The 21161-nt window shown below is 39.6% G+C and carries 25 protein-coding genes; 22 read left to right on the top strand and 3 right to left on the bottom strand.

Features of this window, described 5'->3' with window-relative positions; genetic code table 11:
* The first annotated feature begins 33 nt into the window (after nt 1-33).
* The 4 genes from RI196_RS11620 (at nt 34) to RI196_RS11605 (ending at nt 4380) form a co-directional block, all read left to right on the top strand.
* Entirely contained in the window at nt 34-546 is a 513-nt protein-coding gene (locus RI196_RS11620) for a QcrA and Rieske domain-containing protein (protein ID WP_063388569.1), read from the top strand.
* Nucleotides 547-549: 3 nt separating this feature from the next.
* On the top strand, nt 550-1224 hold the full coding sequence (qcrB, locus tag RI196_RS11615) for a menaquinol-cytochrome c reductase cytochrome b subunit (RefSeq protein WP_063388568.1): 675 nt from the start codon (nt 550-552) through the stop codon (nt 1222-1224).
* Between the two features lie 64 nt (nt 1225-1288).
* Nucleotides 1289-2056, top strand: a complete 768-nt coding sequence (locus tag RI196_RS11610) for a menaquinol-cytochrome c reductase cytochrome b/c subunit (protein ID WP_063388567.1) — start codon at nt 1289-1291, stop codon at nt 2054-2056.
* An 863-nt stretch (nt 2057-2919) separates the two neighbouring features.
* Nucleotides 2920-4380: an alanine/glycine:cation symporter family protein gene (locus RI196_RS11605; protein ID WP_063388566.1), complete on the top strand. Its 1461-nt coding sequence runs from the start codon at nt 2920-2922 to the stop codon at nt 4378-4380.
* A 388-nt stretch (nt 4381-4768) separates the two neighbouring features.
* On the opposite strand, the gene RI196_RS11595 is transcribed toward RI196_RS11605, so the two are convergent.
* Complete coding sequence (locus RI196_RS11595) at nt 4769-4969, bottom strand: hypothetical protein (protein ID WP_311066268.1); 201 nt, start codon at nt 4967-4969, stop codon at nt 4769-4771.
* A gap of 152 nt (nt 4970-5121) precedes the next feature.
* Nucleotides 5122-5409: a hypothetical protein gene (locus RI196_RS11590; protein ID WP_311066267.1), complete on the bottom strand. Its 288-nt coding sequence runs from the start codon at nt 5407-5409 to the stop codon at nt 5122-5124.
* Between the two features lie 287 nt (nt 5410-5696).
* Between RI196_RS11590 and lhaT the strand changes: the two genes are divergently transcribed.
* Both lhaT and ypjB read left to right on the top strand, forming a co-directional pair.
* On the top strand, nt 5697-6296 hold the full coding sequence (gene lhaT / locus RI196_RS11585; RefSeq protein WP_066251898.1) for a lipoprotein heptaprenylglyceryl N-acetyltransferase LhaT: 600 nt from the start codon (nt 5697-5699) through the stop codon (nt 6294-6296).
* Nucleotides 6297-6360: 64 nt separating this feature from the next.
* Nucleotides 6361-7140 carry a sporulation protein YpjB gene (gene ypjB, locus RI196_RS11580; protein WP_063388562.1) on the top strand — a complete coding sequence of 260 codons (780 nt, stop codon included), beginning with the start codon at nt 6361-6363 and terminating at the stop codon, nt 7138-7140.
* Nucleotides 7141-7347: 207 nt separating this feature from the next.
* Here ypjB and RI196_RS11575 read toward each other — a convergent pair whose 3' ends face one another.
* Nucleotides 7348-8217, bottom strand: coding sequence for a YitT family protein (locus tag RI196_RS11575; RefSeq protein ID WP_094246122.1), 870 nt, complete (start codon nt 8215-8217; stop codon nt 7348-7350).
* Between the two features lie 141 nt (nt 8218-8358).
* Between RI196_RS11575 and RI196_RS11570 the strand changes: the two genes are divergently transcribed.
* The 16 genes from RI196_RS11570 to RI196_RS11495 all read left to right on the top strand — a co-directional run bounded on the left by RI196_RS11570 (nt 8359) and on the right by RI196_RS11495 (nt 21156).
* Nucleotides 8359-8682, top strand: coding sequence for a nucleotide pyrophosphohydrolase (locus RI196_RS11570; protein WP_063388560.1), 324 nt, complete (start codon nt 8359-8361; stop codon nt 8680-8682).
* A gap of 15 nt (nt 8683-8697) precedes the next feature.
* Entirely contained in the window at nt 8698-9477 is a 780-nt protein-coding gene (gene dapB, locus RI196_RS11565; protein WP_094246121.1) for a 4-hydroxy-tetrahydrodipicolinate reductase, read from the top strand.
* Nucleotides 9478-9488: 11 nt separating this feature from the next.
* Nucleotides 9489-9893, top strand: a complete 405-nt coding sequence (mgsA, locus tag RI196_RS11560) for a methylglyoxal synthase (RefSeq protein ID WP_311066266.1) — start codon at nt 9489-9491, stop codon at nt 9891-9893.
* Nucleotides 9894-9937: 44 nt separating this feature from the next.
* Nucleotides 9938-11080 (top strand): N-acetyl-alpha-D-glucosaminyl L-malate synthase BshA, encoded by a 1143-nt coding sequence (bshA, locus tag RI196_RS11555; RefSeq protein ID WP_063388557.1) that lies wholly within the window; start codon nt 9938-9940, stop codon nt 11078-11080.
* On the top strand, nt 11077-12288 hold the full coding sequence (locus RI196_RS11550; RefSeq protein ID WP_311066265.1) for a CCA tRNA nucleotidyltransferase: 1212 nt from the start codon (nt 11077-11079) through the stop codon (nt 12286-12288). Before bshA ends, RI196_RS11550 begins: the two co-directional genes overlap by 4 nt.
* Nucleotides 12258-13238 (top strand): biotin--[acetyl-CoA-carboxylase] ligase, encoded by a 981-nt coding sequence (locus RI196_RS11545; protein WP_063388555.1) that lies wholly within the window; start codon nt 12258-12260, stop codon nt 13236-13238. Before RI196_RS11550 ends, RI196_RS11545 begins: the two co-directional genes overlap by 31 nt.
* Before the next feature lie 246 nt (nt 13239-13484).
* Entirely contained in the window at nt 13485-14318 is an 834-nt protein-coding gene (gene panB, locus RI196_RS11540) for a 3-methyl-2-oxobutanoate hydroxymethyltransferase (RefSeq protein ID WP_063388554.1), read from the top strand.
* Nucleotides 14315-15163: a pantoate--beta-alanine ligase gene (gene panC / locus RI196_RS11535; RefSeq protein WP_117016803.1), complete on the top strand. Its 849-nt coding sequence runs from the start codon at nt 14315-14317 to the stop codon at nt 15161-15163. Before panB ends, panC begins: the two co-directional genes overlap by 4 nt.
* 15 nt (nt 15164-15178) lie before the next feature.
* Nucleotides 15179-15562 (top strand): aspartate 1-decarboxylase, encoded by a 384-nt coding sequence (gene panD / locus RI196_RS11530; RefSeq protein ID WP_063388552.1) that lies wholly within the window; start codon nt 15179-15181, stop codon nt 15560-15562.
* A gap of 278 nt (nt 15563-15840) precedes the next feature.
* On the top strand, nt 15841-16011 hold the full coding sequence (locus tag RI196_RS11525; protein ID WP_065095534.1) for a YpmA family protein: 171 nt from the start codon (nt 15841-15843) through the stop codon (nt 16009-16011).
* Between the two features lie 12 nt (nt 16012-16023).
* Nucleotides 16024-16527 carry a cell wall elongation regulator TseB-like domain-containing protein gene (locus tag RI196_RS11520; RefSeq protein WP_094246117.1) on the top strand — a complete coding sequence of 168 codons (504 nt, stop codon included), beginning with the start codon at nt 16024-16026 and terminating at the stop codon, nt 16525-16527.
* Between the two features lie 18 nt (nt 16528-16545).
* Nucleotides 16546-17730: a pyridoxal phosphate-dependent aminotransferase gene (locus RI196_RS11515; RefSeq protein WP_063388549.1), complete on the top strand. Its 1185-nt coding sequence runs from the start codon at nt 16546-16548 to the stop codon at nt 17728-17730.
* Nucleotides 17731-17855: 125 nt separating this feature from the next.
* Complete coding sequence (asnS, locus tag RI196_RS11510) at nt 17856-19148, top strand: asparagine--tRNA ligase (RefSeq protein ID WP_144598146.1); 1293 nt, start codon at nt 17856-17858, stop codon at nt 19146-19148.
* A gap of 104 nt (nt 19149-19252) precedes the next feature.
* Nucleotides 19253-19945, top strand: coding sequence for a DnaD domain-containing protein (locus tag RI196_RS11505; RefSeq protein ID WP_063388653.1), 693 nt, complete (start codon nt 19253-19255; stop codon nt 19943-19945).
* 41 nt (nt 19946-19986) lie between these two features.
* The gene (gene nth, locus RI196_RS11500) at nt 19987-20637 is read left to right on the top strand and encodes an endonuclease III (RefSeq protein ID WP_063388548.1); all 651 of its coding nucleotides are present in this window, start codon (nt 19987-19989) and stop codon (nt 20635-20637) included.
* Between the two features lie 3 nt (nt 20638-20640).
* The gene (locus RI196_RS11495; protein ID WP_311066264.1) at nt 20641-21156 is read left to right on the top strand and encodes a YpoC family protein; all 516 of its coding nucleotides are present in this window, start codon (nt 20641-20643) and stop codon (nt 21154-21156) included.
* The last annotated feature ends 5 nt before the right edge of the window (nt 21157-21161 follow it).

Raw genomic sequence — 21161 nt, 5'->3', positions numbered from 1 at the left:
TATGGACTAGCTTGAGATAGAGGGGGGAAAAAGATGAGCGAGAATAAACACCGTGTTTCAAGACGTCAATTTTTAAACTATACGCTAACGGGTGTAGGCGGTTTTATGGCTGCGGGCATGCTCATGCCGATGGTTCGTTTCGCTGTAGATCCTGTATTGCAGCCGAAAGCAGCTGGGGAATTTGTTAATACAAATGTAAAGGAATCAGACATTAAAGAAGAACCGACACGTGTTGACTTTACCATTAAACAGAAGGACGCGTGGCATGAAGCTGAAGAGCCAAAATCCGCGTGGGTTTATAAAAATGAAAAAGGAGAAATTGTTGCACTTTCTCCAATTTGTAAACACCTTGGCTGCACAGTAAACTGGAACGGGGATAAATCAAACCCTAACATGTTCTTCTGTCCTTGCCACGGAGGATTGTATGAGAAAAACGGCGACAATGTCCCTGGAACACCGCCTTCTGCTCCGCTGGATGAATATGAGTACAAAATTCAAGATGGATTTTTATATTTAGGAAAAGCTAAACCAAGAGGGGGGGCGTAATAAGTGCTCAACAAATTGTATGATTGGGTTGATGAACGGTTAGATATCACCCCTTTATGGCGCGATATCGCAGACCATGAAGTTCCCGAACATGTTAACCCAGCCCATCACTTCTCAGCATTTGTATACTGCTTTGGGGGTTTGACGTTTTTTGTTACAGTGATTCAAGTGCTGTCTGGCATGTTTTTAACGATGTATTACGTGCCGGATATTAAAAATGCATGGGAGTCTGTCTATTATTTGCAAAATGAAGTGGCGTTCGGACAAATTGTTCGCGGTATGCACCATTGGGGAGCAAGCTTAGTCATCGTCATGATGTTTTTACATACTTTACGTGTATTTTTCCAAGGAGCATACAAAAAGCCACGCGAGCTTAACTGGATTGTCGGTGTACTCATTTTCTTCGTTATGCTAGGTTTAGGTTTGACAGGCTATTTATTGCCTTGGGACATGAAAGCGTTATTTGCGACAAAAGTTACCTTGCAGATTGCTGAATCGACACCGCTTATTGGTGAGTACGTCAAAATTTTGCTTGCAGGGCATTCCGAAATTGTCGGTGCGCAAACATTGACTCGCTTCTTTGCGATTCATGTATTTTTCTTGCCTGCTGCATTATTCGGATTAATGGCAGCGCACTTCTTAATGATTCGCAAACAAGGGATTTCAGGTCCGCTATAAAATCCGGCTTATTCTTTTTTAGTAAGTTGTTCGTGGCGAACCGCTTAACAAAGGAGGGGAAACAATGCATCGCGGAAAAGGTATGAAGTTCGTTGGAGATTCTCGTGTGTCGGCTGAAAGAAAGCCGAACATACCGAAAGATTACTCCGAATACCCAGGGAAAACTGAAGCTTTTTGGCCCAACTTTCTTTTAAAAGAATGGTTAGTTGGCGCGGTCTTTTTAATTGGCTTTTTATGTTTAACCGTTGCCCATCCGTCACCGCTTGAGCGGGTTGCAGATCCTACGGATACTGGTTACATACCGCTTCCTGACTGGTACTTCTTATTTTTATACCAGCTTTTAAAATATTCTTATGCATCAGGTCCTTATACCGTTATCGGTGCAATCGTAATACCTGGACTGGCATTTTCTGCGCTACTTCTTGCTCCATTTTTGGATCGCGGGCCAGAACGCCGTCCGCATAAGCGTCCGGTTGCTGTAGGAATGATGCTGCTAGCTGTAGCTTCCATCGTTTATTTAACATGGGAGTCGGTTGAGCATACGGACTGGGAATTAAAAGAGGAACAAGGGAAAATTAAAGCGGAAGCTAAAATTGATACAAATTCGGAAGGATACAAAATATTTCAGGAACAAGGCTGCGTCTCCTGCCACGGTGATAACCTGCAAGGCGGAGCGGCTGGACCTTCTTTAGTTGATAACGGATTGTCTCCGGAAGAAGTTGCGAAAATTGCTAAAGAAGGCGTAGGAAGCATGCCTCCTGGAATCTTTAAAGGTACGGATGAAGAGTTGAAAGTATTAGCAGAGTTTGTTTCTAGTGTTACATCGAAATAAAAAGAGCTGACATCGCGTTTGTCTGTATAGCTTGTAGAGAAAGGAAGATTTTTTCTCTACAAGCTTTTTTATTGTCTTATCTCCATTGACTGTGAAACAACTCTAACAATTAAGTCAGCAAGATTGATGCGATTGTATTTTCTTTTTGTAGACTGGTAAATGAAAAAATAGAGGAGGTCAATCGCCTTTGTTGACGGCTTTCTATCCATTTACTATTTTTTGACAAAATGATAAAGAAGGAGGGCTAGGACACCTGCTTATTATACGTTTCTCCTGTACAATCTAAACAAGCCACGTGTTCTAAATCGGTATTGGTTTCTATAGCCAGTATGCTAAGGCGTTTACTGTTTTGATTTTATGATTTGTGCCCTCTGCTCATGTGTAGGTATGGAGTGTCTGAAAGTATTCCATGATTGGGGTATTTGATAATTGAATTTTGAGCTGCTCCAATTATATATTTCACGATCATCGACACAACGATATCGTTTCACATAAACAATTCAAAACAACGGTTTATTTCATAAGGGTAATTCACAGATTTTTCTCGTCCACCTGTTCTGAACATTTGTGGTGAAAAAAGCCGTAAAAGGACAGCGTTCTTGCTAAAACCTTTTCTCTATTTAAACATTATAATGTGTTTCAAACATATGTTAAGTAACGACTTAAAATTCTGGAAATTCTAGTCACACAGAAAATATGTTCAACCTCCTGATAATTGGTTGCATAGCACTAACATTCATTTCAAATAATTCAAAAATATTTTCTTTTTTGTGTTATTTCACAAAAATTAATGAAGAATCTATTATAAATATAAATGCTGAGCTATAATTACTCATAACATTAAAATAAGGGGGAATTTTTTTTTGGATGGTTTTATTGAAACATTGAGTGGGTGGCTTTGGAGTACGCCGATGATCGTATTTTGTATTGGAATCGGAGTGTTTTTTTCATTTATGACAAAATTTGCTCAAATACGATTGATCAAAGATATGGTTCAGCAAATGTTTAAAGGAAAAAGTTCCAAGTCGGGAATTTCTTCTTTTCAAGCATTGTCGATCGCATTATCGGGACGGGTCGGAACCGGGAATATTGCTGGTGTTGCTACTGCGATCGCATATGGTGGTCCCGGTTCAGTATTTTGGATGTGGCTAATTGCTTTTTTTGGTGCTGCTACGGCATATGTGGAATCGACACTTGGCCAAATTTATAAAGAAAAAGTGGATGGGATATACTGCGGAGGACCGGCTTATTATATTGAAAAAGGGTTAAATCGACGTTGGGCCGGAATGGTTTTTGCTGTGGCTGCGATTGTAGCAATGAGTGTTTTAATGCCGGGTGTTCAATCAAATGCCATTTCTTCTGGATTTAAAAAAGCATTCTCCGTTGATCCGACCGTAACAGGAATCATCTTAGTTGTACTATTGGGAGTGATTATTCTTGGCGGAGTAAAAAGAATCGCCAACGTCGCTCAATTAGTAGTGCCTTTTATGGCAATCGGATATATACTTATTTCACTTATCATTATTATCATGAATATTGAAGCAGTTCCTGGTGTATTTAAACTAATTTTCTCTAGTGCGTTTGGAGCTAATCAATTATTCGGAGGGATTTTAGGAAGTGCGATTTCTTGGGGTGTAAAGCGTGGGATTTATTCAAATGAAGCTGGTCAAGGAACGGGGCCGCATGCTGCTAGTGCTGCCGAAGTTTCCCACCCGGCCAAACAGGGGCTCGTACAGTCATTTTCTATTTACATTGATACATTGCTTGTCTGTTCAGCAACAGCTTTTATGATTTTGTTTACAAATTCCTACAATGTGTATGAGCCTGATCAAAAATCATTGCTTGTAAACAATATTGGAGAAACTGTTGAAGTGGGTACTGCTTATACTCAAATTGCAGTCGATTCCCAACTACCTGGATTTGGATCCCCCTTTGTAGCAGTGGCATTATTCTTCTTTGCATTTACAACAATAATGGCATACTATTATATTGCCGAGGTAAATATTATATATTTGTTTAAGAAAAAAAGTAAGAATATACCGATTCTTGTCTTAAAGTTAATTTTTTTGGCTGCCGTCTTTTACGGAACGGTTCGGACATCTGATATCGCATGGACTTTGGGAGATGTCGGACTAGGATTGATGGTATGGGTGAACTTAATCGGTCTCGTATTATTATATAAACCGGCCATCAGGGCGTTAAAAGACTATGAAAATCAGAAAAAACAAGGTGTTGATCCGACTTATGATTCTACAAAACAGGGTGTAAAAAATGCCGAATTTTGGGCAGACGGGTATAAACATGAAAATGAAGAAAGATCCTAAAGATTGCGTACCAACAATAAGCCCCTTTTTTAACGTAAATTGGCGAGAAGTCGCTCACCTTTATAGGCTGTGTGATGAATCGCCCTTTCTTTTCACTTGTGTTATGATCAGTTTATCAAAGGAAATGATCTTAATATAACATTGGGATTAGATAGTAATAATCATTCAGTGTTTTTCAGCATCGTAGACAATGATAGATGACGAAATATCAGAGTATGCAAACAGTACATTTGTTAGCATCGCTGAATCATATCACATGACTCTTTAGTCTTCCCTCCCGACTGTTAAGAGCTTCGGTATTCCTATGCGAAATTGTGGTAAACTCATTCTAGCCGGACGATCTTTGTTTCGCTTCTCCTCCAGGTCTGTTGATTAGCAAAATCTTTTATCAACCTGAGAATTCCTCGACAGCTGTACCGTACATTGCTGTACAACGGAAGAATTCTAAGTGAAACCGAGCAGTGCTGTATGCTCGATGAACGGGTTCACAGTAATCTTGTTTAAACCGCTCATAGCGGTTGTTGGAAAACAGTTTGGTGAGAAAGTCAAGTTCATTCGCTTCAAAATCGCCAGTCGCAATCCAGTCCATGGCAAACCTGCACTTAGCTTCTTTGATGTAATTTCCCATGGAACATCGTTTGTTGTAAAAACGCCACAAATTGAGCGCTTCCTACTCGAGGTTGGTGACGATTGGTGTGTATCGAAATCCGTATCAAAGATTAGATTTAGAGCATCTGGCCGTCATCCACCACCTGTGTTTGGCATTATGATCTCAACACGATGAGGGTTCTTCCAGAAGATCGCTTGGTAGGTGACCGTCATGCCTTCTTCATCATCGACGTACCATTTCCAGTAACGACAGGCGGCATCTTCCGCAGCGAGACGTTTCGTTGATGCTGGCAAGTCCTGTAGCGCTTTCTCAGGCTTGATTTTTCGTGTGCTCCAGGAATATTTGAATCTGTCGAAGTTGTTTGCATTTTGCGATGTACATTCGGTCTTGATTTTGTGGATAGGTGTGGTAGACTTCACCTTAAAGGTGCTCCTTTTTTGGTAGGTCATGTTCTTATCAAACAAAATTCTACCAAAGATGAGGAGCGCTTTCCTTATTTACAGAGAATGTTACTCTTGATAATCAGGATGAATATTGTTGCTGTGGAAGGCGATAAACTTATTTTTAAAATGCCTTCCTACATTTAGTTCTTCAAAATATAAGGAACATTTCTGCAATGAAAAAAGAGTGTTTTCTTGGCATACATAGTACAGGGTGTCTCATGATACATGACCCCGAATTCAATAAAACCAAGGAGTGAACTTGGATGGGTTGGTTATTTTTTGTATTAAGGCAGCGATCATTTTTATATTTGATGCTTTTAATCAATACAGCAGGAACAATTTATGGTTATATTTGGTATAAACAGCAGCTTTCCGAAACACCGCCACAGTTTATTGCGTTTGTTCCTGACAGTCCAACCGCTAGTTTGTTCTTTGTTTTCGTTTTGATTGGGTTTCTTGTTGGAAAGCATTTTAAATTGTTTGAAGCACTAGCGATGATTACGCTATTTAAATATGGAATTTGGGCGGTTGCCATGAACCTGTTTGTATATTTGGAAACGGGTGTTTTATCCATTTACGGAATGATGCTCATTTTGTCCCATTTAGGAATGGCAATAGAAGGGCTGTTGTATGCACCGTATTATCGGTTTGAAATGAAGCACTTGATGCTGGCCTCCATATGGACGCTTCACAATGAAATTATTGATTACGTTTTTGATATGATGCCTCAATATAGCGTTTTAAATCAATATTCTGCGCTAATCGGTTACTTTACGTTTTGGCTGAGTATTATTTCCATTGCGATCGCCTATTTTTTTGTTATAAAAAATCAAACATACAAATTTGAATTGAAAGAATTGTAAGAAACATGGTCTACTCTTGTCCACTCTTGAATAACTATTACTAGTAGTTATAGGGGGGACAAGAATGAAAAAATGGATCAGTACGTTGATTGTTCTCTTGCTTTTTTTCCTGCTTCAAATACCGATCAATGCAAAAGAAAAAAACAATTGGGAAACATTGGATGTCATGACGAACTATGCGTGGCAGCTTTCAAAGCAAAAAAAGTTTGATGAAGCGAAGCAGCTGTTATTATTTCTTGAAAACGAATTTAAAGAAAATAATGTTGAAAACCGCTTATCAATAAATGAGCTTCGGGTCATTTCTGCTTCTTACGAAAAAGCGTTGGATGCCGTTGAGAACGATGGAATGAGCTATGAAGATCGGATCGACAAAGTCACTCAATTCCGGCTTGTTGTTGATGCAATTCTGTCTGAACACCAGCCGCTCTGGAGCACAATGGAAGAACCGATCATGACGACATTTGCAGAATTAAAAACGGAAATGGAAAAAGAGGATTGGGCGGCTTTTCAGCATGAGTGGAATCGTTTTTTGTCACTGTATTCTGTTATTTATCCAAGCCTTACCGTTGATGTTGACAGCAAAAACATTGATAAGATTGAAACACATATTTCAGCAGTAAACGACAAAATGTTTTTTGAAATTTCGAAAAAGACAAGACAGAAGCATATGATGGAAATCGAAAAAGACTTAAAAAACATTTTTGATCGCGTCAAAAACGACGAAGCAGATCCATCGCTGTTATGGGTGATGTTTTCAACGGGCAGCGTCATTTTTATTGCACTAGCTTATACAGGATGGAAAAAATACAAAGGAGAAAAAACAGATAAAAGAAAAGAGAACTAGAGTGCGTGGCTGTCTAATAAGTCGTTTTTTGGCTTATTGACAGCCCCCTTTTATGTTTTAGAAACGTTGATATATCGATGTTTATGATTTTTTGTTTTCAAAAGGGATTTGACTTTCTGGACAGCCCCTGTCAGTGCTTAAACAAGTTTTTGTTTTCATGAAGGGTAAATCCTTCTTGAGCAAACATCGTTGACGACAAGAAACGCGTTAGTGCTCAATCGGATTTTTATTTTCATCAAGGGTAAAGCCCTCACCGAGTACATCATGAACGTCGCTGACGACAACAAACGCATGAGGGTCGACAGCTGTAATAACTTGTTTCAGCTTGACAAATTCATTTTTGGCAACGACGCAATATAAAATATTCCGATTCTGTTTTGTAAACGAACCTTGTCCTTTTAAAATGGTCACTCCGCGATCCATATCCTTCATGATTTTTTCGGCAATTTCCTCATGTTTCTCCGATATGATGGTCGCTGCTTTTGCTCTATAGGCACCTTCCTGAATAAAATCAATGACTCTTGTTCCGATAAAAACAGCCACTAATGTGTACATGGCTTCGCGATAGGATAAATAAAAAATGGACGATAAAGTGATCACGCACGCGTCAAATAAAAACATTGTTTTTCCCATGCTGATGCCGAAAAATTTATAAACAAGACGAGCAATGATATCAACTCCACCTGTTGTTCCGCCATAGCGAAAAATAATCCCTAGTCCAACGCCGATGAAAACTCCTGCAAACAGAGCCGCCAATGTTAAATCTTCATGTAGAGGAATATGAAATGGATGCAGCTGAAAAATCCATAAAAAGAACGAAACCGAAATCGTTCCAATTAATGTATACAAAAAAGTCGTCTTCCCTAAAAGCTTCCATCCAATAAAAAAAATGGGTACATTCAATACAAGATTGGAAATAGAGGGGTTGATTTGAAACAAAAAAAATAAAAGGAGCGTAATACCAGTAAAACCGCCTTCAGCTAAATTGTTTTGCATATTAAAATGAACGAGTCCAAACGAGAAAATAGCGGATCCGAGCAATATAAAAAAGAGGTTTTTCAATTTAAAAGGCAACAAACTCCCACCTCCTATTTTTTTCGATGTTTTTAATTATAATGGATCAGATTGTATGTTACAATTCAATCGACATTTCTTTTCATTGTCAAATGGTAAGGAATTAGCTAACATGAAAGAGAAGACAAATGAGGTGGTTGCCTAATGGAACGTAAAACAATTAAAGACCTGCAAAAAGAAGTAGATGATTACATATCCCAATTTAAGGAAGGCTATTTCAGCCCGCTGGCGATGCTTGCGCGATTAACAGAAGAGCTTGGTGAGCTTGCAAGAGAAATTAATCATTACTATGGGGAAAAGCCAAAAAAAGAAACGGAGAAAGAGAAAGAAATTGAAGAGGAAATTGGCGATTTATTGTTTGTCATCATTTGCTTGGCCAATTCTTTAAACATTGATCTTGAGAAGGCGCACGATCGCGTCATGCATAAATTTCAAACTAGAGATCGAAACAGATGGACAAAAAAATAGAAAGGTGATGGAATAATGGAACAAATTAAGATCGTCATTGCCGGTCCAAGAGGACGCATGGGGCAAGAGGCAGTAAAACTGGTAAATGAAACAGAGCATTTTACACTTTCAGCTGTAATAGACAAAATAAATGATGGCGAATGGTTTCAAGATCAAGTCCGCACCTATACAAACCCTGAACAATGCTTTGCAGAAACATCGCCAGACGTGTTGATTGATTTGACAACACCAGAGGTTGGAAAAATACATACAAAGCTTGCGCTGGAGCACGGTGTCCGCCCTGTAGTAGGAACTACCGGCTTTCAGGAAGAAGACTTGCAGGAATTGAGAAAATTAGCGGAAGAAAAAGGAATCGGGGCAATTATCGCGCCAAATTTTGCGATTGGAGCTGTACTGATGATGAAATTTGCAAAAATGGCGGCCAGATACTTCCCTGATGTTGAAATCATCGAAATGCATCATGATAAAAAGCTTGATGCACCTTCTGGAACTGGAATCAAAACGGCTGAAATGATTTATGAAGTTCGCGGAAATAAAAAGCAAGGACATCCGGAGGAAAAGGAAACGATCAAAGGAGCAAGAGGCGGCGAATGGAATGGCATTCATATCCACAGCGTTCGTCTTCCAGGGTTAGTGGCTCATCAAGAGGTTTTGTTTGGCGGTGACGGTCAAACGCTGAAAATTCGCCATGATTCCTATAATCGTGCGTCTTTTATGTCAGGAGTAAAGCTTTCCGTTGAAACCGTGATGAAGATCGATACGCTCGTTTACGGGTTGGAAAACATTATTGAATGAGGGGGAAATATATGAAGATTGCACTCATTGCTCACGATAAGAAAAAGGATGATATGGTTCAATTTACTATTGCTTATAAACATATATTAGAAAAGCATGTTTTATTTGCAACAGGCACAACAGGCTTAAGAATACAGGAAGCAACTGGACTGAAAATTCACCGCTTCCAATCCGGTCCGCTTGGAGGCGACCAAGAAATTGGTGCATTAGTCGCGAAAAACGAAATGGATGCCGTCTTCTTTTTTCGCGACCCGCTGACTGCCCAGCCTCATGAACCGGACGTTTCTGCCCTTATCCGCCTATGCGATGTGTATGCAATCCCCCTGGCAACCAATATGGGCACTGCGGAAATATTAGTAAAGGGGCTTGAACGGGGAGATTTTACATGGAGAAACATCATCCACGAGAAAAATTGAGCAGAAATCATAGTTTTGAAAATATCCTTTCCTGGTGATAATGAATGAAAAAATTGAAAATTGGCATTACTTGCTACCCGTCTGTTGGAGGATCAGGCGTGGTGGCGACAGAGCTTGGAAAATTGCTTGCAGAAAGAGGGCATGAAATTCACTTTATTTCCTCCAGCATGCCATTCAGGCTGAATAAGGTTTATCACAACATTTATTTTCATGAAGTGGAAGTAAATCAATACTCTGTTTTTAAATATCCTCCATATGATCTCGCTTTATCCAGCAAAATTGCCGAAGTCATTGAGAGGGAAAATTTAGATATTTTGCACGTTCATTATGCTGTGCCTCATGCGATTTGCGCTTTTTTGGCTAAACAAATGGTTGGGGGAAAAATAAAAATCGTCACAACTCTTCATGGTACTGATATTACTGTGCTAGGATATGATCCGACGCTCTCCATAGCGATCAAATTTGGGATTGAAGCTTCGGACCGCGTTACAGCCGTATCAAAGGCGCTCGTTGAACAAACATATGATTTATTGGAGCCTAAAAAAGAAATTGAAACGGTTTACAATTTTATTGATGAACGAATTTATCATAAAAAACATTTGCCTTCATTAAAAAGAGAGTACGGGATTCAAGATGATGAAAAAGTGCTTATACACGTATCAAATTTTCGGCAAGTGAAGCGAGTTCCTGATGTCGTCAAAGCATTTGCCCTCATCCGACAGGAAGTCCCATCGAAGCTGTTGCTGGTCGGCGACGGACCGGAAGTGTCGATTGTCATGAAATTAGTGAAACAGCTGCAATTGGAAGATCATGTGCTGTTTTTGGGGAAGCAAGAAAACTTAGATCAATTGTATTCCATCAGTGATTTAAAATTGCTGCTGTCAGAAAAAGAAAGCTTTGGATTAGTTTTATTGGAAGCGATGGCTTGCGGAGTTCCCTGTATTGGAACGAGGATCGGCGGCATACCGGAAGTAATTGAAGATCATAAAACAGGCTATATTGTTGAGCTTGGCGATATTGAGGATACCGCCGAAAAATCGATTCGCTTATTGGAAGATCAAACACTTCATCAAAAAATGTCAGAAAATGCGATACTGCTTGTCAGAGAAAAATTTCATTCTGAAAAAATTGTGTCAACATATGAGCAAATTTATTTTGAATTACTATCTGAAGGAGTTCCAACATGAAAGCAGAATTTGTGGAGGCAATACCGATTATAGAACAATTAAATGAGCATGGCCATGAAGCGTATTTTGTCGGCGGTTCTGTTCGTGATTTATTGCTGAATCGGAAGATCGGGGATATCGACATTGCCACATCAGCAAAGCCTGATGAGATTCAAAAAATTTTTCCGAAAACAATTGATGTTGGGGTGCAGCATGGTACAGTCATTGTTCTTCATAATGGAAAGCCGTATGAAGTGACGACTTTTCGGACGGAAGGGGAATACGAAGAGTATCGAAGACCTAAATATGTCCGTTTTGTCAGCTCGCTGCAAGAAGATTTAAAGCGGCGCGATTTTACAATTAATGCTTTGGCGATGGACAAAAACGGGCGCATTTTAGATTATGTCAATGGCATGGAAGATTTAGAAAACCGCATGATTCGTACAGTGGGAGATCCGTATGAACGCTTTTCCGAAGATGCGTTAAGAATGCTGCGCGCTTTAAGATTTGTCAGCCAATTGTCCTTTCGGCTTGAAGAAAAAACTATGCAAGCCATAACCGTTTGGCATAAGCTTCTTCAGAACATATCGATCGAGCGAATAACTGCTGAATTTGAAAAACTTCTGGCTGGAGCTTCCGCAAATGATGCGATACAACTATTAACTCTTACGAATGTTTATCAACATATGCCTGGATTAAAACAAAAGAAAGAACAGTTGCACAAGCTGCTCAGCTATCCAATGCATAATTTGTGTGAGCGGGAAGAATACTGGACTGTTTTGTTATTCGTTTTAGAAACGGATGATGGTGAATCATTTATGCGGAATTGGAAGCTTCCTAGAAGGGTGATCAAAAAAGTATGCAGACATCTTGAGTTGCTCAATTGTCTCTTCGAGAAAGACTGGACAGCCTTTCTTTTATATAAGACAGGGCTTGAGGATGCTCTTCAGCTGGAAAGAATAAGGCAGGTGCTGCAAAAAGAAAAAAACGAAGAAGCCATTCAGAAACTGCAAAAGTCGTACGAACAGCTTCCAATCCATTCTAGAAAAGAATTGGCCGTAACGGGGAATGACATTTTAAACATCGTGCCGAAAAAGCCGGGCAAATGGGTGGAGGAATATTTAACGCTGGTTGAACAACAGGTTGTCAATGGATTGATTGAAAATAATAGCGGAGAAATAAAGGAGTGGTTAAAAAATTGCAATCAGAAATTAGGCGAAAGCTGTTAGCAGCTTTTTCTGAAGCTGATGGAGGATATGTTTCAGGCCAAAAAATCAGCGAATTGCTCGGTTGTTCAAGAACGGCAGTATGGAAGCATATTGAGGAATTGAGGAAGGAAGGATTTGTCCTCGAGGCGGTGCGAAGAAAGGGGTACAGAATAGTCAAGACGCCGGAAAAAATTACAGCCAACGAAATACAATTAGGTCTGCAAACGGATTTTATAGGACAAAACATTGTATATTACGATACGGTTGATTCTACTCAAAAAATTGCCCATGAATTGTCACAGAAAGGTGCTGAGGAGGGAACGCTCGTAGTTGCGGATGAACAGACAGGCGGAAGAGGGAGAATGGCTAGAGTATGGTATTCGCCAAAAGGTACAGGGATTTGGATGAGCATCATTTTGCGGCCGAACATACCTTTACAGAAAACTCCTCAGCTTACTTTATTGACAGCCGTTGCTCTCGTAGAAGGGATTGAAGAGGCAACAGGGCTTTCTCCGACCATTAAATGGCCCAATGACATTTTGATTAATGGAAAAAAAGCAGTCGGAATTTTAACAGAGCTTGAGGCGGAAGCTGATCAAGTGCATTCGGTGATCATCGGCATCGGTATTAATGTAAATCAGCAAATTGATGAATTTCCTGAAGCGATTCGCAATACCGCCACCTCCATAGCGATTGAAAAGGGAGAGAAAATTCATCGCGCCCTTATCATTCAAAAGTTTCTCGAACGTTTTGAAAAATGGTATACTACATATTTAGAGCATGGATTTAAACCGATTAAACTTTTATGGGAAAGCTATTCCATTAGTTTAAACAAAACGATCCATGCCCGGACATTATCCGGAACAGTTGTCGGCAAGGCTCTTGGCATTAATGAAGAAGGGGCGCTTCTCATTGAAACTTCTGAAGGAAAAATAGAAAAAGTGTATTCAGCAGATATTGATATCAAATAAATATATTTTACAATGAAATTTTGTTATACTTAACGAAAGGGCAGTATCCTGTTTGGAACTGCACCAAAAAAGTTTCATGTTGTCATTATTAAAAGATTGATTCTGCCTTGATCCAAAAGGACTGGGACAGAGGGATGAAGAAGCCGATAATAAGGAAATGGTAAAAATCCTTCTTTCTCAGTGAAAGAAGGTTTTTTTAATCGGTTCGTTCTTACCCTCTGCAACTACAAAAGAGGGGGAGTTTTTATGAAAACAAAGCTGGATTTTATTCAAATGAAACAAAAGCAAGAGCCAATCGTGATGATGACGGCATACGATTATCCGTCCGCTAAGCTTGCTGAACAGGCAAATGTTGATATGATCCTTGTCGGCGATTCGCTTGGAATGGTCGTTTTAGGGTATGATTCAACCGTACCTGTAACGGTGGAAGATATGATTCATCATACGAAGGCTGTAAAACGCGGAGCAAAAAATACATTTGTTGTGACGGATATGCCCTTTATGTCGTATCATATTTCGACAGAAGACACGCTGCAAAATGCAAAGAAAATGGTGCAGCAAAGCGGGGCAGATGCCTTAAAGGTGGAAGGGCCTGTTTTTGACGTCATATCTCTGTTAACAAATGCCGGCATTCCTGTTGTTGCCCACCTCGGACTGACTCCTCAGTCAGTAGGTGTATTAGGCGGATATAAAGTACAAGGAAAAGAAGCGAAAAGTGCAGAAAAGCTGCTGCTAGATGCGAAAAAATGCGAACAGGCTGGCGCGATTGCCATTGTATTGGAATGCATCCCGTTTCAGCTGGCGGAAAAAATAACAAAAGAGCTGTCCATTCCAACCATCGGCATCGGCGCAGGAAAATATACAGATGGACAAGTGTTAGTGTTTCATGATTTGATTGGATTTGGAGTGGAAAGAGTGCCGAAGTTTGTTAAACAATATGCAAATGTAAATGAAAGCATTGTAAAAGCGATTGAAGCTTATAAAGATGAAGTGAAAAATCGGGACTTTCCATCGTTGGATCATTCGTTCCGCATGAATGAAGAGGAACTTGCAAGCTTATATGGAGGAAAAGGAAAATGAAAATCGTCACTTCGATAGAGGAAATAAAAAAAGAAATCGATCTCAAGAAAAAAGAAGGAAAAACGATAGGGTTCGTGCCAACGATGGGATATTTGCATGAAGGTCATTTATCATTGGTTGAACGGGCCAAACAGGAAAACGACGTAACGGTGATGAGCGTTTTTGTGAATCCGCTTCAATTTGGACCGAATGAAGACTATCAAACATACCCTCGCGATATCAAACGCGACGAAGAGCTGGCAAGACAAAAAGGGGTTGACCTTTTTTTCGCGCCGACAAAAGAAGAAATGTATCCGGAAGAACCTGCCGTCACAGTAAAAGTGACGAAGCGCGTTGACGTTTTGTGCGGAAAATCAAGACCGGGACATTTTGACGGAGTGGCAACGGTTTTAACAAAGCTGTTTCACATCATAACTCCAGACAGAGCCTATTTCGGATTGAAGGATGCCCAGCAAGTTGCCGTTGTTACAGCACTTATAAAAGATCTTAATTTCCCAATTGAAATTGTTCCGGTGGAAACGGTTCGTGAAGAGGACGGATTGGCCAAAAGCTCTCGAAACGTACGGTTAGACGAACAGGAACGAAAAGAAGCCGTTCATTTATATCAATCGTTATTAATGGCAAAAGAAATGGTTGAGAACAAAGTGCATGATCAAGAAGCCATCATCGAAAAAATGAGAGCGTTTATAACGGAAAAGACGAGCGGAGAAATTGATTATATAGATATTTTGACTTATCCTGACTTGAAAAAACCAAACGCACTTACGGGAAAAATTATCGTTGCGATTGCTGTAAAATTTAAGCATGCTAGGCTGATCGATAATATTATTATCGATTTGACCTAAAGGGGGGGTTCATACATGTTTCGTATGATGATGAACGGAAAAATTCATCGTGCAAGGGTGACGGAAGCAAATTTGAACTATGTCGGTTCCGTTACGATCGACCAGGATATTTTAGATGCCGTTGGGATTGTCCCGAATGAAAAAGTGCAAATCGTGAATAATAATAATGGCGAACGCTTTGAAACGTATGTGATTCCTGGAAAAAGAGGAAGCGGTGTCATTTGTTTAAACGGTGCGGCTGCCCGGCTTGTTCAGGTCGGTGATGTGGTCATTATCATTTCCTATAAGCTTGTGCATGAAGATCAATTAAAAAACCACCGTCCAACGATAGCCATCATGAATGAAAACAATGAAATCATCGAGTTAATTAAAGAGGAACCGGCGAACACGATTATGTGATAAACAAGGGTCAGGCTCTTAAGCTTTCGATAGGGCTTGACCTATTTTCTGTTGCGGACGTAATTGGCCATAACTTTTCTGTACATATAGAAAAAAGAGGAGCGGCGATGACTCCTCAAAAAATTAGGTGTGGACTAGGAGAAATTTTATTTAGTGTGAGCCGTAAAGCTGTTATAATGGGTACAGATAACAACATATTGCTGTTGTATCTGTATTGTTTCCTGGATGCTTTGTAAGTATGAATTACAAATTTTGTTTTTGTAAAGGAGGAAGCTGACATGGAAAGCAAAATCGAAATTATATCTTCCGTTACGGTTGAGCATTCCGACGATTTGTATAAAATAGTTGATTTGCTAAATCGGACATTAAAAAGAGAACATTTATTATTCGGATTAGCCCTTGACAGCAAAGATCCAAATAAAGCGGTTTTTACTATTTATAGAACATAATCGGTGATCATAATGAAAGGAAAAATTTTTATTTCTTTTATATGCGCTCTTATCTTTTTAGTGGTGACGTTTGCTTTTCTTTATAATAGTGCAAAAGAAGATAAAACAAAAGGACATGAAACAGCTATACAAGCTGCGAAGGAGCATGGCTTTGCATCGATCGATGAAGTCAACACATTTTATAATCGAAATGTTTACTATATCATTCAAGGGAGAAATAAAAAAGGCGAAAAAATTATCGGCTGGATGAAAAAGGGGAACACGGATAAAATTTTAATTAAAAAAGCGAAGGAAGGCTTGAGCAAAGACGACGTACTTCAATTGATTCAAAACATTGACAACAGCAAGCCGAAGAAAATAAAGAAAATCATGCTTGGGTATGATGATACAGATTCGAAAAAATGGGATATACCGGTTTGGGAGGTCCAATATATTGACCAACAAAACCGTTATACATATTTTATTGTTAGCTTTACGGATGACAGAGTTTATAAAATGTACAGCATTAAGCAATAAGAAGGGAGCATTGTAAAAGTGAATTTATCTAAACGCGTATCAACTTTAACACCTTCATCTACACTGGCGATCACTGCAAAAGCAAAAGAATTGAAAGCAGCCGGGCATGATGTGATTGGCCTTGGGGCAGGTGAGCCGGATTTTAACACTCCTGATCATATTTTAGACGCTGCAGAAAAAGCGATGAAAGAAGGGCATACGAAGTATACGCCTTCTGGAGGACTTATATCATTGAAAGAGGCAATTATAGAAAAATTTAAAAAAGACCAGCATTTAGAATATAAACCGTCTGAAATTATTGTTTCAACAGGCGCTAAACACGCTTTATATACATTGTTTCAAGCTATTCTTGACGATGGTGATGAAGTGATCATTCCTTCTCCATACTGGGTAAGCTATCCGGAACAAGTGAAGCTTGCAGGCGGAGCTCCAGTATTTGTAGAGGGAAGGGAAGAAAATCAATTTAAAATTACGCCTGATCAGCTGCAGCAAGCGATCACAAACAAAACAAAAGCGGTTATTATCAATTCTCCGAGCAACCCGACCGGCATGATCTATACGCGGGATGAGTTAAAAGAATTGGCGGAGGTTTGCCTTAGCCATGATCTTATTATCGTTTCCGATGAAATTTATGAAAAATTAGTATACGGAGAAAATGAACATGTGTCCATCGCTCAAATTTCTCCTGAAGTAAAAGAAAAAACAATTATTATTAATGGTGTATCGAAATCCCATTCAATGACAGGATGGAGAATTGGTTATGCGGCGGGCAATGAGCGCATTATTCAAGCTATGACGAACCTAGCGAGCCACAGCACTTCAAATCCGACTTCAATTGCTCAATATGCTGCGATCGCGGCGTATGAGGGACCTCAAGAACCGGTCGAAATAATGAGAAGAGCTTTTGAAGACCGTTTAAATATCATTTACGAAAAACTTGTGCAAATACCTGGTTTCTCGTGCATTAAACCACAAGGAGCATTTTATTTATTTCCAAATGCAAAAGAAGCAGCAGAGATAACAGGTTTTCGTAATGTTGACGAATTTGTCGAGGCGCTCTTGGAAGAGGAAAAGGTAGCGCTAGTACCAGGAAGCGGCTTCGGTGCTCCAGATAATGTAAGATTATCGTATGCGACATCGCTAGAACTTTTAAATAAAGCGATTGAACGTATTGATCGCTTTGTCAACAATCATAAACAGTAAAGATTGTCAATAGCCGGTGGTTCTGCCGGCTTTTTCGCTGGTTTCCTTTATTGAAAAAAAAGGAATAACATATGTATAATAGAAAGCATCGAATAAAAAGGCGGTTTCATATGGAGGGTAAAGCTGTGAAAACAACGATTTCAAATGTTAAAAACCATGTCGGAGAACAAGTAACAATCGGCTGCTGGTTGGCGAATAAGCGATCAAGCGGAAAAATTGCTTTTTTGCAGCTTCGGGATGGAACAGGCTTTATTCAAGGGGTTGTTGAAAAATCGAAGGTGGATGAAGAAATATTTAAAAAAGCAAAACAACTCACACAAGAAAGCTCTTTGTATGTCACAGGAGTTGTGAGAGTGGATGAACGTTCACCTTTTGGATATGAGCTTGGCGTTGAAAATATAGAAATTATTCATGAAGCAAGCGATTATCCGATTACGCCGAAAGAACACGGTACTGAATTTTTAATGGACAATCGCCACCTTTGGCTTCGATCAAAGCGCCAGCACGCCATTATGAAAGTGCGCAACGAACTCATCCGTGCCACTTATGAATTTTTTAATGATCAAGGGTTTGTCAAAGTGGATCCCCCTATTTTGACCGGAAGTGCGCCTGAAGGAACGACGGAATTGTTTCATACGAAATATTTTGATGAAGATGCTTACCTTTCGCAGAGTGGTCAGCTGTATATGGAAGCAGCTGCTATGGCTTTAGGCAAAGTATTTTCATTCGGGCCGACATTCCGGGCTGAAAAATCGAAAACGCGCCGTCATTTAATTGAATTTTGGATGATTGAACCGGAAATGGCGTTTTATCAATTTGAAGACAATTTGCAGCTGCAGGAGCAGTACGTTTCCCATATTGTGCAATCGGTATTAAAAAATTGTTCACTTGAATTGAAAACATTAGAACGTGACATTTCCAAGCTAGAGCAGGTTGTTCCTCCGTTTTCGAAAATAACATACGACGACGCTATCGCGCTGCTGCATAAGAAAGGATTCAACGACATCGCATGGGGGGACGATTTTGGTTCGCCGCATGAAACAGCGATCGCGGAAAGCTTTGATAAACCAGTTTTCATTACACATTATCCGACAAGCTTAAAACCTTTTTATATGCAGCCTGATCCAAATCGACCAGAGGTTGTTCTGTGCGCGGATTTAATCGCTCCTGAAGGGTACGGAGAAATCATCGGCGGATCTGAACGCATCCATGATTATCATTTATTAAAAAAACGTCTTGAAGAGCATCATCTGGACGAAGCAGCTTATAAATGGTATCTTGAGCTGCGGCAATACGGATCCGTACCTCATTCCGGCTTCGGCCTTGGACTTGAACGAACTGTTGCTTGGATATGCGGTGTCGAACATGTTCGTGAAACGATTCCATTTCCGCGTTTATTAAATCGTTTATATCCGTAAACTGCATGAAGCCTCCTATCTTCAGGAGGTTTCGTTTTTCAGCCATGCATTCTGAAGCCATGAATGGCCGCAATCATGGTATACTTATTTTGAGGTGTCGAAATATGAAGAAAAAACAGTTCACCGAATTAGTGGAAGATGGATCACTGACCGTTCCCAATATACTGCTGCGGAATTATGCCGATTTAGGTTTGTCAGAAAAAGAATTTGTTCTCCTTTTGCACGTACATTCCCACATTCAAAAAGGAAATGCTTTTCCAACTCCTACAGAACTTTCCGACCATATGACAATCACAACGGCGGAATGTGTCAAATTGCTTCGGAGTTTAGTTCAGAGAGGTTTTTTAACGATAGAGGAATTTGAGCAAAACGGGATGATTTATGAGAAATATTCTTTAAAACAGCTATGGGAAAAGTTGTATGATGTAGTCGTCATGGACCAAGATCAAGAAAAAGTAGAAAAGGAAAATCAATTATACACCATCTTTGAACAAGAATTTGGACGACCTCTTTCCCCGATTGAGTGCGAAACGTTAGCTTTTTGGATCGACCAAGATCATCATGATCCCGATATTATCATTTCTGCATTAAGGGAAGCGGTGATCTCCGGAAAATTAAATTTTCGATATATTGACCGGATTTTATTTGAATGGAAGAAGAATGGAATCAAAACAATTGAACAAGCTAAGAAGCATTCACAAAAATTTCATGAATTCAATCAAAAACAAAAGCAGTCTACTCAAGGGGAGCAAGAATATAAAAGGAAGGTGCCTTTCTACAACTGGCTGGAAAACTAAAATTCTTTTCCTCGTTCAAGCTGATTGAAAGGTGATGGTACATGCTATCAAAAAAGAAAGTAAAAGAATGCTTAGAGGTTATCGGGAAAATGTTTCCTGATGCTCATTGCGAGCTTGTACACAGCAATCCTTTTGAACTGGTCATTGCTGTCGTTTTGTCTGCTCAATGCACGGATGCGTTAGTCAATAAAGTAACAAAAAATTTGTTTCAAAAATATAAAACACCTGATGATTATTTGTCTGTCCCGTTGGAGGAATTAGAACAAGATATTCGCTCCATCGGTCTTTATCGTAACAAAGCGAAAAATATTCAAAAATTATGCAAAATGTTAATTGAAGAATTTGACCGAAAAGTGCCGGAAACTAGAGAGGAATTAATGAGCCTTCCTGGAGTAGGAAGGAAAACGGCAAACGTTGTTTTATCTGTTGCGTTTGGAAAACCTGCCATCGCCGTCGATACACACGTTGAACGGGTGTCGAAGCGGCTCGGAATTTGCCGTTGGAAGGATTCTGTATTGGAAGTGGAAAAAACATTGATGGAAAAAGTTCCTGAGGACGAATGGGGAATCACCCACCATCGGCTTATTTTTTTTGGAAGGTATCATTGCAAAGCCCAATCACCAAAGTGTCATGAATGTCCTCTTCTTTATTTGTGCAGAGAAGGGGAAAAAAGAATGAAAGGAAAGGCATAAAAAATGCACGATAGGAAGATGTTTCATCTCCCTGAGCAATTTCAAAATACTGCGTTTTTTGACGAGGAATCTGTATATTTGCATCCAACTGATTTTTTTTATTATGATCTTCAATATTTGGTTGGAATGGATGATACGAGACCGTGGGAGGCGAGCGAACAATTTTTGCCCAAGCTTTTTAAGCAGTGGAAGGAAATTCAAACCGAGATTCAACGCACGATAACAAAACCGTTTAAAATGGATCGACAAAAAATGATGACAGGGATCTGCCTCTATATCCAACTTCTTTATTGGCTCAATGAAAAGCCGGTTCATTCACTGCAATTAGACGAAATAAAGAAGCTGGATATAGCTCCCGTCAATATTGAAGATCGTCTAACGTTTATTTTAAAAAAGCCTACTCAATATCATGCATATATTCAATTAAATGAACTATTTACAGAAACGGAAAAATTGTTTTATAAACATCAGGCGATCAAAAAAGCAAAACAAAAGGGGGCTTCGAAAAATTCAGGGTAACTGAA

Source organism: Aeribacillus composti, assembly GCF_031760945.1.
Taxonomy (GTDB): domain Bacteria; phylum Bacillota; class Bacilli; order Bacillales; family Aeribacillaceae; genus Aeribacillus; species Aeribacillus composti.
Note: the sequence above shows the minus strand (reverse complement) of the source record. Positions and strands in the feature narration are given on the sequence as shown.

Excerpts from the sequence above, each read along its gene's own strand:
- bshA (WP_063388557.1), top strand. The coding sequence starts at position 9,938 with ATGAAAAAATTGAAAATTGGCATTACTTGCTACCCGTCTGTTGGAGGA.
- RI196_RS11495 (WP_311066264.1), top strand. The coding sequence starts at position 20,641 with ATGCACGATAGGAAGATGTTTCATCTCCCTGAGCAATTTCAAAATACT.
- RI196_RS11520 (WP_094246117.1), top strand. The coding sequence starts at position 16,024 with ATGAAAGGAAAAATTTTTATTTCTTTTATATGCGCTCTTATCTTTTTA.
- ypjB (WP_063388562.1), top strand. The coding sequence starts at position 6,361 with ATGAAAAAATGGATCAGTACGTTGATTGTTCTCTTGCTTTTTTTCCTG.
- RI196_RS11610 (WP_063388567.1), top strand. The coding sequence starts at position 1,289 with ATGCATCGCGGAAAAGGTATGAAGTTCGTTGGAGATTCTCGTGTGTCG.
- mgsA (WP_311066266.1), top strand. The coding sequence starts at position 9,489 with ATGAAGATTGCACTCATTGCTCACGATAAGAAAAAGGATGATATGGTT.
- RI196_RS11525 (WP_065095534.1), top strand. The coding sequence starts at position 15,841 with ATGGAAAGCAAAATCGAAATTATATCTTCCGTTACGGTTGAGCATTCC.
- RI196_RS11505 (WP_063388653.1), top strand. The coding sequence starts at position 19,253 with ATGAAGAAAAAACAGTTCACCGAATTAGTGGAAGATGGATCACTGACC.
- RI196_RS11550 (WP_311066265.1), top strand. The coding sequence starts at position 11,077 with ATGAAAGCAGAATTTGTGGAGGCAATACCGATTATAGAACAATTAAAT.
- nth (WP_063388548.1), top strand. The coding sequence starts at position 19,987 with ATGCTATCAAAAAAGAAAGTAAAAGAATGCTTAGAGGTTATCGGGAAA.
- RI196_RS11570 (WP_063388560.1), top strand. The coding sequence starts at position 8,359 with ATGGAACGTAAAACAATTAAAGACCTGCAAAAAGAAGTAGATGATTAC.
- dapB (WP_094246121.1), top strand. The coding sequence starts at position 8,698 with ATGGAACAAATTAAGATCGTCATTGCCGGTCCAAGAGGACGCATGGGG.
- lhaT (WP_066251898.1), top strand. The coding sequence starts at position 5,697 with ATGGGTTGGTTATTTTTTGTATTAAGGCAGCGATCATTTTTATATTTG.
- RI196_RS11620 (WP_063388569.1), top strand. The coding sequence starts at position 34 with ATGAGCGAGAATAAACACCGTGTTTCAAGACGTCAATTTTTAAACTAT.
- panC (WP_117016803.1), top strand. The coding sequence starts at position 14,315 with ATGAAAATCGTCACTTCGATAGAGGAAATAAAAAAAGAAATCGATCTC.
- panD (WP_063388552.1), top strand. The coding sequence starts at position 15,179 with ATGTTTCGTATGATGATGAACGGAAAAATTCATCGTGCAAGGGTGACG.
- panB (WP_063388554.1), top strand. The coding sequence starts at position 13,485 with ATGAAAACAAAGCTGGATTTTATTCAAATGAAACAAAAGCAAGAGCCA.
- RI196_RS11595 (WP_311066268.1), bottom strand. The coding sequence starts at position 4,969 with ATGGACTGGATTGCGACTGGCGATTTTGAAGCGAATGAACTTGACTTT.